Annotated in this window: 15 protein-coding genes; 9 read left to right on the top strand and 6 right to left on the bottom strand. The window is 35.0% G+C overall.

Annotated elements, in window-relative coordinates; all coding sequences use genetic code 11:
- Positions 1–181: 181 nt before the first annotated feature.
- Complete coding sequence (locus ACK4M9_RS13290) at positions 182–382, top strand: hypothetical protein (protein ID WP_409851321.1); 201 nt, start codon at positions 182–184, stop codon at positions 380–382.
- Positions 383–575: 193 nt separating this feature from the next.
- On the opposite strand, the gene ACK4M9_RS13285 is transcribed toward ACK4M9_RS13290, so the two are convergent.
- On the bottom strand, positions 576–1,940 hold the full coding sequence (locus ACK4M9_RS13285) for an efflux RND transporter permease subunit (protein WP_409851319.1): 1,365 nt from the start codon (positions 1,938–1,940) through the stop codon (positions 576–578).
- Between the two features lie 25 nt (positions 1,941–1,965).
- Positions 1,966–3,312 carry an efflux RND transporter permease subunit gene (locus ACK4M9_RS13280; protein ID WP_409851316.1) on the bottom strand — a complete coding sequence of 449 codons (1,347 nt, stop codon included), beginning with the start codon at positions 3,310–3,312 and terminating at the stop codon, positions 1,966–1,968.
- Between the two features lie 230 nt (positions 3,313–3,542).
- On the opposite strand from ACK4M9_RS13280, the gene ACK4M9_RS13275 reads away from it, so the two are divergent.
- Complete coding sequence (locus ACK4M9_RS13275) at positions 3,543–3,896, top strand: DUF1360 domain-containing protein (protein ID WP_409851468.1); 354 nt, start codon at positions 3,543–3,545, stop codon at positions 3,894–3,896.
- On the opposite strand, the gene ACK4M9_RS13270 is transcribed toward ACK4M9_RS13275, so the two are convergent.
- Entirely contained in the window at positions 3,893–4,090 is a 198-nt protein-coding gene (locus ACK4M9_RS13270; protein ID WP_182081093.1) for a hypothetical protein, read from the bottom strand. The two genes, ACK4M9_RS13275 and ACK4M9_RS13270, sit on opposite strands and share 4 nt — an antisense overlap.
- Before the next feature lie 158 nt (positions 4,091–4,248).
- Here ACK4M9_RS13270 and ACK4M9_RS13265 point away from each other — a divergent pair, with 158 nt between their 5' ends.
- Positions 4,249–4,806 carry a hemerythrin domain-containing protein gene (locus ACK4M9_RS13265; protein WP_409851313.1) on the top strand — a complete coding sequence of 186 codons (558 nt, stop codon included), beginning with the start codon at positions 4,249–4,251 and terminating at the stop codon, positions 4,804–4,806.
- Positions 4,807–4,909: 103 nt separating this feature from the next.
- On the opposite strand, the gene ACK4M9_RS13260 is transcribed toward ACK4M9_RS13265, so the two are convergent.
- Entirely contained in the window at positions 4,910–5,164 is a 255-nt protein-coding gene (locus ACK4M9_RS13260; RefSeq protein WP_409851466.1) for a DUF6154 family protein, read from the bottom strand.
- 138 nt (positions 5,165–5,302) lie between these two features.
- Here ACK4M9_RS13260 and ACK4M9_RS13255 point away from each other — a divergent pair, with 138 nt between their 5' ends.
- The 5 genes from ACK4M9_RS13255 (at position 5,303) to ACK4M9_RS13235 (ending at position 11,395) form a co-directional block, all read left to right on the top strand.
- A complete protein-coding gene (locus ACK4M9_RS13255; protein ID WP_409851311.1) occupies positions 5,303–6,046 on the top strand; it encodes an AzlC family ABC transporter permease in 744 nt (247 codons plus the stop codon).
- A complete protein-coding gene (locus tag ACK4M9_RS13250) occupies positions 6,046–6,360 on the top strand; it encodes an AzlD domain-containing protein (protein ID WP_409851309.1) in 315 nt (104 codons plus the stop codon). Before ACK4M9_RS13255 ends, ACK4M9_RS13250 begins: the two co-directional genes overlap by 1 nt.
- Positions 6,361–6,545: 185 nt before the next feature.
- Entirely contained in the window at positions 6,546–8,132 is a 1,587-nt protein-coding gene (locus ACK4M9_RS13245; protein ID WP_409851306.1) for an SWIM zinc finger family protein, read from the top strand.
- Positions 8,122–11,139, top strand: coding sequence for a DEAD/DEAH box helicase (locus ACK4M9_RS13240; RefSeq protein WP_409851303.1), 3,018 nt, complete (start codon positions 8,122–8,124; stop codon positions 11,137–11,139). The genes ACK4M9_RS13245 and ACK4M9_RS13240 overlap by 11 nt, the downstream gene beginning before the upstream one ends.
- Positions 11,140–11,224: 85 nt before the next feature.
- The gene (locus ACK4M9_RS13235; protein ID WP_409851301.1) at positions 11,225–11,395 is read left to right on the top strand and encodes a hypothetical protein; all 171 of its coding nucleotides are present in this window, start codon (positions 11,225–11,227) and stop codon (positions 11,393–11,395) included.
- Positions 11,396–11,415: 20 nt separating this feature from the next.
- Here the strand turns inward: ACK4M9_RS13235 and ACK4M9_RS13230 are convergent, their stop codons facing one another.
- Positions 11,416–11,874 carry a BsuPI-related putative proteinase inhibitor gene (locus tag ACK4M9_RS13230; RefSeq protein WP_409851299.1) on the bottom strand — a complete coding sequence of 153 codons (459 nt, stop codon included), beginning with the start codon at positions 11,872–11,874 and terminating at the stop codon, positions 11,416–11,418.
- A 54-nt stretch (positions 11,875–11,928) separates the two neighbouring features.
- Entirely contained in the window at positions 11,929–12,750 is an 822-nt protein-coding gene (locus ACK4M9_RS13225; protein WP_409851297.1) for a YitT family protein, read from the bottom strand.
- 177 nt (positions 12,751–12,927) lie between these two features.
- On the opposite strand from ACK4M9_RS13225, the gene ACK4M9_RS13220 reads away from it, so the two are divergent.
- A complete protein-coding gene (locus ACK4M9_RS13220; protein ID WP_409851295.1) occupies positions 12,928–13,062 on the top strand; it encodes a DUF3941 domain-containing protein in 135 nt (44 codons plus the stop codon).
- The last annotated feature ends 218 nt before the right edge of the window (positions 13,063–13,280 follow it).

Here is a 13,280-nt window from a genome sequence, read left to right as displayed (position 1 = left end):
TATAAAGAAAACCGAGGTGACTGACACTTTGTCTTTGGGACAGCCTCTTTTTATATTGTTGACTTCTCTTATTTCCAAGAGTGTTCTTCACACATCTTACCATTTTTTCGGAATTTGTTCACATTTCCTCACACAATCCAACCTCGTATTTAATTATGGAATAACACATACTGCACCTTATATGAGTGATGGAAAGTTTGCAACGTTAGAAGAAGTAGTTGACTACTATAATCGTGGTGGCGATACTCATCCGAATAAGAGTGGATTAATGAATCCATTAAATTTAACTTCTGAAGAACAGGAAGATTTAGTTGTCTTCTTAAGAGTGTTAGGGGGAGAACCACCAATTTTTACACAGCCTAAGTTACCTGGTATGAACTAAAAAAAAGAGACTATCTCAAAAGTAACAGTCACCTCGAGGTAGGCCGACACCTTTAGAAAAGTCTCAAAAATAAAAATTGAAAAACCACTTTTTATTATACTATAGAACTTCGAAAAAGTTAGCTAGATAATATTTCCAGCTAACTTTTCCCTTTTCGTTCAACCAATCTTTTACTTTATATGACTATAGTTGTTTATCCTTTAACTGTTACCTTCTTTCGATTGACGGCTGCGTAAAAGGCTGGGACTAGAACAACCGTAAAAATAGTTGAGAATAACAAACCAGAAATAATGGATATAGCTAAAGGTTTAAATAAAACATCTCCACCAAAAGCAATTGGGAACAAAGCAGCAATTGCTGTAAAAGCAGTCAGTAAAATCGGTCGTAATCGAGCACGTCCTGCTTCAATTACCGACTCATGAAGATCTTTTCCTTCTTTCAATCTTTGTTCAATAAACTCTATTAGAACGATTGAGTTTCTTACAACGATCCCAGCTAATGATACAATCCCCATCATCGCCATAAAGCCAATTCCCACTTGAGTAATGAATAGACCCAATATAGCACCAGAAATCGCTAAATAAACTGTACTCATCACTAAAATTGGTGTTACTAATGAATAGAATTGAACAGCCATGACAATGTATATTAAAAATACCACGATAAAAAATAACTTAGTAATTTCGATAAAGAAATCATTCCTAGCTTCTGATTCCCCACCCACACTTATCGTAAAGCCTTCCTTTAAATCGATAGCAGAAATAATTTCGTTAATGTTTTTTTCTAGCGCAGCTTTCTCTTCTTCTCCCGGATACGCTCTTATCGTGACGGTTCTTACTCCGTTAATATGCGGTATTTTTTGTATCTGTTCTTTTTTTACTTCTGTAAGCAGTTCATCAAAACCTACAAGTTCTGGCTGAAATTGTCCTTCTACTCTTTTATTGCTTGGTAATACGAGCGAACTTAGATCCAATGAATTCCCTTCGTCTATCTCATCAATGACAATCCTCATATCCCAGTTTTCGGTACCGTCATCGAAGGTTCCTAGCGGGATTCCGAGAGAAACTAAGCGAATTTGTTCACTTAATTGACGCATCGTTAATCCATGTTCTGAAAGGACTTCGCGATTTGGTTCGAAAATAACGGTTGGCCAAGGCGAGCCAACATCATCTAGAACAACCCCACTTCCTTCAATTTCATTGATCCCCTGTTTTAAAGTAGTAACAACATTTATTAGTTCGTCAAGGTCAGTCCCTGATACTTTAATCGCAATTGGCGCTCCTACTGGTGGACCAGTCTCAATTGTCGTCATTTTAATTTCAGCATCTGTAAACGAGCTTCGCAATTCGTTCGTCCACTTAGCGATTGTTTCATCCGCTCGCTGTATGTCGCGATTTACCCTTAATAAAAGTTGCCCTGTATTTTCCCCAGTACCAGCCATCATTTGACCAAAAAGGCCGGGTAATCCTGTGCCAGTATATATTGATATTTCGACTATAGCCTCATCCTCAGCTAACAAGTTAGCCATTTCAACTAAGGACTCATTTGTTTTTTCCATAGTCATATCTACTGGTAAAATTACATCAACAGGTTAAAAATAATAAAGGAAAGAAGGTAAAAACAACAGCTAGTGTAGACGTAATAATTGAGACCCTAACTTCTCTAGTGCCTTTTAATGCACCCTCTAACGGTCCATCACCTAGCTTATATCGCCTTTGGATGTTATCGTTGACAACAATTGCATCGTCAACGAGTATTCCCAGGGCAATAATAAATCCGATGATCGATATTTGATTTAAATCGACTCCAAGATAAGGAAGTGGGATAAGTCCTAAAATAATTGATGTCGGAATGGCTAACGCAACAATAATTGCAGATGTAATAGTCATACCTAATAATGTAATAATAACAACTGCAAAGATTGAGATCAGAAACGAAATCGAAAGATCTTTAAAAATTTGTTCTACAATCGTATTTTGAGTGTAAAACAATTCTAAACTAATTTGCTCAGGTAGTTCTTGACGTACGCTAGCTAGCTTTTCATCAACCTTTTTTTGCAGTGATGGAATATCGACACCTTTATCCGGTAACACAGTGAATGATAAAGCTGGCGTTCCATTAAACGTAATATAATCCCTTGGTTTAACGTTTCGAATTTCTACAGTTCCAATATCCTTTAAAAACACTTTTTCGTTTTCTCTTGTTAAACCGATAAAAACTTCCTCAATTTCTGGAATTGATTTGTACGATTGAAAAGCTAGTTGTACGTTTTTTCCATCGTTTTGTTGTCTACCAAGTGGAATTGTATCGAATTCACCCGTTAATCCATCAAGTACTTGCGGAAAAAAAATACCCTGTGAAACCATTTTTTCAGAATCTAAACTAATGACTAATTCTTGTTCCAAAAGCCCTTTAACAATCGTGCCCCTAACACCGTTAATAGACTCTATTTGCTTTTGCCATTTTTCAACTGTCTCATTTAAAGTATAAAGATTAGCACGATTTTCAGACAATAAATGATAGGAACTTAGTGCCCCCATTTGAATATCTTCTCTAATCGTTGGTGTAAAAACTTCTTCGGAAAACGTAGCGCTTACTTGTGAGACTATATTCCTTACTTTCCCGAAGACAATCATCTTATCAGAATTATCGCCGAGCTGTAATACGATGGTTGAAGCTCCTGCCCCGGAAACAGAAGTCATTTCCTTAACCCCTTCTATTCCCTTTAACGCTTCTTCTAGTGGAACTGTAACATTTCGTTCAACTTCTTCTGGTGTAGCCCCTGGATAGATCGTTGTTATCGTTCCAATGTTAAAAGTAAATTCAGGTATTTCCCGTTTCGGCAATTGAAAAAAAGTAATTGTACCTATTAACACTAACAAAGCTAGAAATATTAACGTAATTTTCGGCTTTTTAATGGTCATCTCCATCCTAGATTTCCCCCTATAATGTACATCCTTTTTATATTCGTTGTTTAACAATTTATCACACTATTTTTAAAACACCTAAAGATTTGAATTATCATTTTCTCCTTTTTTAATTAAAAAAGGAGAGATCCGCTCTCTCCTCTTTTTCTCTTGTATTAAATTGGACTTTTTAGTAAATAACATGAAAAGGTACATTAGTTAAGGGGGGAAATTTTTTGCTTAATATAAGTTGGATGATGTTCATTATGATCATTTTAGCCAGTTATCGCTTTACCCATTTAATTGTCTTTGATAAAATTACTGAGTTTATTAGAAAACCCTTCTTAAAAACAACAACTGTAACTGAGGATGGACATACAAAAACCAAAAAAGTACCTGACTCAAAGCTTGGCTACTTATTAAATTGCTACTGGTGTGCTGGATTTTGGAGTGCAATCATATTTGGTTTTGGTTATTGGCTATATCCTTCAATTTTTGTTCCCGCTATTTTTATTTTTGCGATTGCTGGCGGTCAAACAATTATTGAAACGTTTGTGGGTGTTGGGACTAAAGCTATTCACGCCTTAAGTAGAGACACAAAGCACTAATGAATTAATCTTTTTAACTCATCAATTAATTGGCGAGAGCGTTTTGCATTGCCCTCAGCGAATTCCCTTAAGCGAAGTTTTAATTCCTCGCTTTCATGAATTCGTTCAGCGGCTATTAGGTAGGTACGCATCATTTCTTCTTCATGATCTAAAGATGTTTGTAATATTTCCTGTAAGTTTTCATTTTCATTCATTATTATCACCTCACACTTAAAATTCCCTCTAGGGATTAAATACATGCAGTTAATCTTTTTAATTGTTTTGTGACGTTTATCACCTCATGAACGTAGAAACTTAGCTACACTAAGACTATGATAAAGAAATTCTTTTAATCCAAGGAGGAAAAACGAAAATGAACCATAACTCACCTTGTTCTGCAGCCTTTGGCGACCCGAAAGAAATTAACTATTGTGCCCCATTAAAACAATTAATCAGTGAGCATCCTTCCCTTTTGGCTAAAATGGCCGAATTTAATAAAATGGTCCAAGCTTTTGAAGCTGATGTTACTATCGAAAATTGGAATGATTGCATAAAACAACTTCATGACAAAATAACAGTTTTTATTGCTGAGCTCGATCCACATTCAAACCGGGAAGAAGATGTTTTGTTTGAAATGATGGTGAAATACATTGGTCGTGAAGGTGGACCAATCGCAGTTATGGAATACGAGCATAATACTGCAAAATTAAATTTAAAAGAATTTATGGATAAATCATCCACTATTCTAGAAGTAAACAAATCGATTTCTAAAGCCGAGGCTGAAGACATATTCCGCCATTTAAAAATTGTTTACTTAACACTAACTGACCATTTTATGAAAGAAGAAAATATTCTCTTTCCAATGGCGGAGCAAATGTTGTCTGACGAAGAAAAACAACAGTTAGCTGAAAAGTTCTCACAAATGGCATAGTCTTACAAGTACTGCAATTTCTTTTCATTAATAAAACGAGGATTTTTGAATGATTGGTTAACAGCATTTTGCTGCTCCTGTTCAAAATTCCTCGTTTATTTTTTTAGTGTAAAATGTTATTGCCTTGGTCATCACCATATCCAATATGGCCAATTCCCTCCTCAGCCATCTTAAGTCTAAGCTTTTCATATAAGTATAAAACGGTCATTTCAAACTTTTCTTCATAGTTCAGGTCTTGAAATAGCTTCACTAAGTCCTCAGTCTTAAACCCATCCAAAACCCCATAAATAATTATCAGGATATCCTCCTCATCACCTGTTAAATGGTTCCTATACATTTCATAAACATCATCAATCATTTTCAAGAAAATCACCTCTAAATTTTTTTTGTGATAGTTTATCAAATAACCTAAGATATAATCCAAATTATACATTTACAGAAATTATTGGATAGGAGTAATATAATACTATTATGCATTTTAAAAGGAGACGCGACTATGTTCTTCCGTACTAGACAAAATCAAGAAAATCAATTTTTTAGTGGAGCATTAGCTGGTATAAGTATAGCCCTTGGTTACTTACCTGTTGCGCTTACCTTTGGATTTATCGCTGAGGCAACTGGTCTATCCTTAGTTGAAACAATCGGAATGAGTGCTTTTGTGTTTGCAGGGGCTGCTCAATATATGTCATTGAGCTTAATCGCCATAGGCACTGGAGCCTTAGAAATTATCTTTACAACCTTCATTATTAATATTAGGCATTTACTAATGAGCACTGCTATTAGTGAGAAGGCCGAGCAGGATCATCCGATTGTCAGAGCTTTATATGCGTTTGGTATGACTGACGAAGTATTTGCTGTTACCTCAACAAAAGAAGGTCGGCTTACTAGTTCATACATTTTAGGGGTTGCGGTTGTCGCCTACTCTAGCTGGGTTATTAATTCAGGGATCGGTTATGTTATCGGAACATCTTTACCGGAAACGTTACAAAAAAGTATGTCCATTGCCCTATATGCATTATTTATTGCTCTTTTGGTACCGTCATTAAAAAAACATCGAAAAATTATCTGGCTAGCGTCTGTTGCTGCGGTATTTAATTCTTTTTTATTGCTTTTTATCCCAAGTGGTTGGGCAATCATTATTGCTACCTTAGCTTCAGCAATAATCATCGAAATTATTTATAGTAAGAAAACCAACTATTTCGATCATGAAAAAGCTACTAGTGAAAAGGAGTGTGGGTAATGTCCAATACAATGATTATTATAATTCTAGGGATGGCAGTTGTAACTTATATTCCTAGATTATTACCGCTCGTAACAATGAATGGAAAAGAAATGCCACCAAAGGTAACTGCAGTCTTGCAAAATGTTCCCTACGCTGCCTTAGGAGCACTTATTTTTCCGGGAATATTATTCGTACAAGAAAGTATCTGGTTTGGTGTCATCGGCGGTCTAACAGCTTTATTCGTTGCCTTGTTAAGTACAAATTTAATTTTTATTGTAGTTAGTGCGATTGCAGTATTAACTTTATATTCCTATTTAATCGCTTTTATTTAAATTATCACTATCTATATTTCTAGCCTAGTAAAACACCAAAAACATTATTTTGGTGTTTTTTAATGCTTATTCTAACAAATTTTTTTGATCAAAATATCGGTTTAATTGCTTGATCATTTGTTTTAAGTGTTTGTTTCGTATTACAATAGAGAGATGGAAATTAGAAAATATGTAAGTGGTGACTTATGAATAAAAAGCAATTGCGGACTGCTATCGATTATTTCTTGGAGAATAATTTTCAAAGTCGTATCAAAGAACGCGGCTTACATTACTTTTACGATGGAAAAGTAACAAAACTGGACTTAGTTAATGACAAGCTTTCGGCCACGGTTACTGGAACAACATTATATGATGTTGAAGTAAATTTGGAAAACTTGTCTTTAAGCCATTGTACCTGTCCATATGAAAATATGTGTAAACATCTTGTAGCTGTTCTGATGGAACTAAAAAAGTTACTAGACGATGCCCCAAGACTGTCATTACAAGGTACTATGGACTATCACCTTAATGAACCCATTGCTGTTATGGAACGATTAAGAAACGACCTTACACCTTATATTGAGGAAGTTTATCATCTTCTTTCAAAAAGTGGTCATTTTAGTCATGAGCACACTAAAATGATTGTGAAACAATTTTATGAAGAACTTCAACAAAATGTTACGAACGAATCTCACCAATTTCAAATAATAGCGATGACTGTTCTTATGGATGAGTTATATAAAAAGGCGATTAACTACGAGACCTTTTATTTTAGGCAAAATCGTTTTTTAGCATTTTTTAATGAATTGTTTCACGCTAGCTACCCTGCTTTGAAACAAGAGGTAACAAATGGCTCTTCATTTACTAAGTGGTATACAACTTATCTTTTTAATCAATTACCACATATAGAAAGTGGTTCTCCTTATCAAAGTCTTATTTCAACATGGCTTCTCTGTGAAGAAAGAGAAGTCGTATTATTAAAACATGCCCAAATGCTCTTGAAAAAACCTTTAAGTAATCATTTCTTTTTAACAAAACTAGCTAGTCTTCTATGTCTACAAGCGAATGATGGAGCTCGATCAATTGCATTATTAAAAGAACTCAAAGATAAATTACACCATAGCGATTTAATTGATCATTTCTTGATCATGGAACAAAAAGATGATTTTGTCATGATGAAACATTGGTTCGAGTTATTTTTCCCAAAAGAAAAACCAAAACAAGGTACTGTTCTAGGAAAACTATATGAAGATATGCTTGTAGAAACGGGAACAGACGAAGAAAAGTTGACGATTGTTTGGAAGAATTGGCTTAATCAGCCATCTTTTCTAACATATAAATCAAGAATGAATAAAAGTAATGCCGAGGAAAAACAAAAGATTTTACAATACATCATACCAAAATTACAGGCCGACCTCTATCGATCGCAAACAGAGGCGACCTTCTATCAGATTGCTACACAAGAAGGTCTTTTTGAAGAAGCCCTTACATCGCTATTAACACACAAAAAGGAAACCAATATTATTACCCCTGAAATTGAAAAATTATTAAAGGTGGTTAAGAAGCAAAACCCAGTTTTACTTCTCCCCTTCTATCACCAACTTGTTGAAAGATTAGTTCAAAAAAAATCGAGAGTATATTACGAAGAAGCTGCTCTGTACATCAAACAATTGAAGGATATTTACGAAAAAATAAACAAACAGCAAACATACACTTCCTATGTTGTTGGCTTAAAACAGAGATTTAAAACTTATCGTGCGTTTATTCAGGAGCTGAAAAGAATTGATAAATAGTTACAATCCAAATCCAATTATTGTTCATGGTGGAATATTAAAAGAGAAATCCGGATATAGTTTATTTATTTGGGGAGAACAAAAAAAGCACAAAAAATACGTTGACATCGAACCTTTTAAATACCCATTTCTTTATTCTCCTTTTGAATTAAAACTATCGTTGTTTCGTAACCATGAAGCTTCTTTTTACGGCACGTTTTTAGATACAAAAGAATGTCAACTTCAAGTCCCTTTAAATAATCGCTTATTTTATAGTTTAGTCGGAAATGTACCTGTATATCACGTTCCATCAAGCCATGAAAATCATCAATTCCCGATTAGTGGTCTTGAGATATCTTTAAGCGATATGCATCTATATATCGCCACTTTAATCAAGTTAGAAAATACATCCGAATGGAAACTTGCTGATGATTTACAATTTATTCAACAGCTCATGAAAGCTCTCTTAGGCGAAATAAGTCTAGGTCAATTAATTCCAAATCAAAATGGAACTTGGGAAATACCGAATTTTCCATATCATGAATGGGAAGAAATTGCACCACCGTCTCTATTATCGTTAATTACAACAAATCATTCTTTCATAGATAAAGCAATTGAAAAGCCGTCGTTTATTGACTTTTGTAAACTGTTTGTCAATAACTATGTTACAGCTTTGCTAAAATTGGATGATACTGTTATCGCAACTTTTAAAGACTTGCAACAAACTCAATCCGCACCTATGAAAAAGCTGTTAGGTGGAATTACGAAAGAAGACCAAGCTTTTCACTCTGCAGAGGCACATCAGCAATTTTTAGAAAGCATTGGTGCCGTTGAAGTAGCACCTTTCAAACTGGGCATAAGAGTTGAAGAAGAAAAAGGCTCAGATCATTGGCAACTAACATTGTTCATTCAAGATCGAATTGACCACACACTGATGATTGATGTTGCTGACTTATTAATTGGAAATCATCCTTGGCGTGATAATCCAATCACTTTCTTTAAAGATGCCTTAATTAAGGTTAAAAACAGAGTTAAAGAATTCCAAAAGTTTTCTTTAACAACGCCATCAATCAATACTACGATTGATGAAGCATACGCGCTATTAACCGAAAACGATCGTACCTTTCGAGAATTAGGGATTACGATTCTTGTACCTAGTTGGTGGAATAAAAAAGAGGATGATTTTTCTGTAACGTTAACACAAAAGGAATTAACTGAAACAAGAGGAAGCGTTGAACCTTTATTAAACTGGCAAGCGATCGCTGACTTTGACTACTCCATTTCTGTTGGCGGAGTAACTGTTTCTGAACAAGAATTTCATGAACTTGTTAACCATAAACGCCCGATTGTGAAATTAAGAGGCAAATGGATTTTTTGGGACGTAACTACAGCAGAGCAAATCCAAACAAAAATAAAGGCTTATAAGAACAAGGAAAAACTGACGTATATGGACGCTTTTCAGCTTCAGCTTCATGACGAAAAAGTGGAAAATATCCGCTGGCAAGCACGTTGGAACCAAAAGATTAACACTTTACTAAAGCAACTAACTGTTCATTCTTGGCAAAGAGCATCTGTTCCTATTGAACTAAACGGATCTCTAAGAGCATATCAACACGACGGATACTCTTGGCTTTTAAACATGAGGAAAATAGGCTTCGGAGCCTGCCTTGCTGATGATATGGGCTTAGGAAAAACAATCCAAACGATTACCTACCTGTTGGCAGTTAAAGAAGCTCATGAAAACAGCCTTAAACACCCTTTTCTACTCATATGTCCTACTTCGTTAATAGGGAACTGGGAACACGAATTAAATCTTTTTGCTCCGAGTCTAAAAGTATATGTCCATCACGGACAACACCGTTCTATCGAAGAAGACTTAAATAACTCTCTAGAAAATATAGACATCGTCATTACGTCCTATGCACTAGCTGTTAGAGACGAAAAGATTTGGACAACAAGGAAGTGGGAGGTATTAATCCTAGATGAGGCACAACATGTTAAAAATGTGGAAACAAAGCAAAGAAGAAGTATTAAAGAAATCGATGCTGTCCACCGAATTGCCTTAACAGGAACTCCGATTGAAAATCGATTAAAAGAGCTTTGGTCTATTATCGATTTGCTGAATGATCATTTTCTTGGATCATATCAACAGTTCTCTAAAGTTTTTATTAAGGAAATTGAAGGTGCTGAACAAAACAAGGAAAAGCTTAACGAATTACGTTCATTGATTTCACCATTTTTACTTAGACGTACAAAACAGGATAAAGATATCCATTTACAACTTCCGAGTAAAAAAGAAATTATTCATCGTGTTGGCTTAACTGTTGAACAAGCAAGTTTGTACCAAGCAGTTATTAATGATCTATTTGAAAAGGTTGATACTGTTTCTGAAATGAAACGTAGAGCATTAATCTTAAGTAGCTTAACGAAACTTAAACAGATCTGTAACCACCCAGTACATTATTTAAAAGATCGTGGCACTCTTGAAGATCGCTCAGAAAAATGGGAAGAACTCATGTTACTTTGTGATACGATTGCTTCTAATCAGGAAAAGTCGCTCATTTTTAGCCAATACAAAGAAATGGGAGCTATTATTCAAAAGGGCTTAGAGGAAAAGCATAACAGGCCAATTCCATTTTTACATGGAAGCTTACAGAGGCAAAAACGAGAAGAACTTATTTCTGATTTCATGACTGGAGATGCCCCGTTTTTTATCCTTTCCTTAAAGGCCGGTGGTGTTGGTTTAAATTTAACTGCAGCTACTCACGTAATCCACTATGATCGTTGGTGGAATCCGGCCGTAGAAAATCAAGCGACTGACAGAGCTTATCGTATCGGTCAAACCGAGGATGTTACTGTCCATAAGCTTTTAACCAAAGGAACGTTAGAAGAAAAAATTCACCAAATGCTTGAGAAGAAACAAGCTCTTTCTGATCAAATCTTAAATGCTAACGAAAATAAACTGTCGGAACTAACTACAAATGAATTAGAGGAATTTTTAAAATTACGTATCACTAATTTATCGTAAGAAAAAATCCTTAGCGACTGTCTCGAGATAGTTGATGACCTTTTCCATGAGGAAGTATTTTTTGATTTTATAAAAGGAGCTGCCTATGTCAGAAGATAAATTACCTGAACCATTTAATCATTATTGGAAAATGAGCAAAAAGCCTCCAAAAGTCGATACTCCACCTCTTCAGAAGAATCATTTAAGTAAGGAGTGGAACTCATTTATAGAAGCTGTCAGCAATCGCGTGAAGAAAGATATAGAAAAAGAAAAGTAGGTGGGGCAAAAACAACCCACCTACTCTTTAATCTGAATCGTTTTTTCAATTTTGAACTGCTCACGATCAACACTTTCACCGTTAATAGACATGATCTGAAGTTCACCTGTAACTGTATAAAGTCCTGGCGTTGCTTCCTCCCACTCATCTCTCCAAACCAATGTCTCGCTCGGTGCAATTTCCCTCATCACAAGCGCCATCGTAAACATCTTACCATCACTATACCTATAAACCTCTTGATTATCTTGATTTCTAACGATAATCTCAAATTGTTGTCCCGATGGAAATTGTATAAATGTTTTCTCATCTCCTTCATTTGTTAATGAAAGTTCAAATCTCATTCTATCCCCCACTTCCTCGATATTAAAAGTAGCTTTTACACCTGTAGCGTCATCATCATAATTTATGCTTTCAATTTCCGTCCCACAACCAAGAATGAATAAAAAAAACGCAAACATAATAGAAACTACTTTTAACAACAACCTCACCCCACAAAAATCAATTTACCTTAATCCATAGACAAATCTTCAATACTAATTATCTTTTCTAAATAACCCATAAATCCCTGCTGTTTCTATAATATTGGTAAAGGCTTTTTCATCAACTTTAGCAATAATTTGCTTTAAGCTATATAGTTCATATCTGGTAATAACGATCATTAGCATTTCTTTGTCTTCCTTTGAATAGCCACCTTTAGCAGGAATTCGTGTTATTCCTCTCGTAAGTTGTTCATGGATTGCCTTTTGTAAATCATCAGGTTTTTTAGTTACAATCATTGCTGTTAATTTCACATGACGAGTATGAATGGCATCTATGATTCTTGAACCTACATATAGTGTAACAAGTGTATATAAAGCTTTTTCCCAATCAAATAATAGTCCCGCTGTTAATACGATAATGCTATTAATAACGAAAAAGTATGTACCAAGTGGCCGTTCACTATATCTCGCTAAAACTAAAGCGATGATATCGACGCCCCCAGTAGAAGAGCCATACTTTAATATTACCCCAGCCCCAATCGCCATAATAACCCCACCAAATACAGAATTTAATAAAATATCCTCTGAAATTTTGATGACTGGAATAACTTCAAGAAAAAAGGTAGAGATGGCTACGTTTATAAAGCTAAAAACAGTGAACCGTTTACCGATTTTTCTCCAGCCAAGGATAGCAACTGGTATATTTAAGATAAACAAAGATATCCCTGTAGAGATTGGGGTTAATGTTGCCAAAATTTGAGCAATTCCCGTAAATCCACTTGCAAATACATTTGCAGGGATGAGAAAAAAGTTTAGTGAAATGGCTAATAATAAACAGCCAAATATATAAATGATTATATTTTTTAAAGTTTCCACGAATCAATTCCCCTTTCTTTTTTACTATTCCCTAAAACACAAAAGCCCGAACATTTATGCTCGAACTTTTCATAAAAATGTACAATTCTCAAGCTCTTTGTTTATTATTTTCTGTATACATACAAACCGTCGACGAGGAAAACAATATAGAGAAGAAAAGATTGAAAGGAGATTACTATGCCTCATACTAAAGATGACGACAAGAAGAAACAAGATCATAATGCCCAACGCCAGCAAAAAAACGTTCTAAAGGAAAAAAATGCTGAGGAACGTGGCGAAAGGCAATATTCGAAGAAAACAAATCACTTATAAGAAACACTGGGCTGACTTTAAGTTAGCCTCTTTTTAATGATAACTGCTCAACAGCTAATTTTTAATCCTCCCAATCCTCCCTGTCTTCAAGCCATCCAAAAAGATGAAACATTCATCAATGCCTCGCCAAAAAGTAAGGTCAATTATTTTCCGTAGTGGGTTCAGATTTTTGAATCGTTGAATATATGTTAAAATACAAAATAAGCATAAATTCCAAC

It is taken from the genome of Anaerobacillus sp., from assembly GCF_046314235.1.
Lineage (GTDB): Bacteria > Bacillota > Bacilli > Bacillales > Anaerobacillaceae > Anaerobacillus.
Note: the sequence above shows the minus strand (reverse complement) of the source record. Positions and strands in the feature narration are given on the sequence as shown.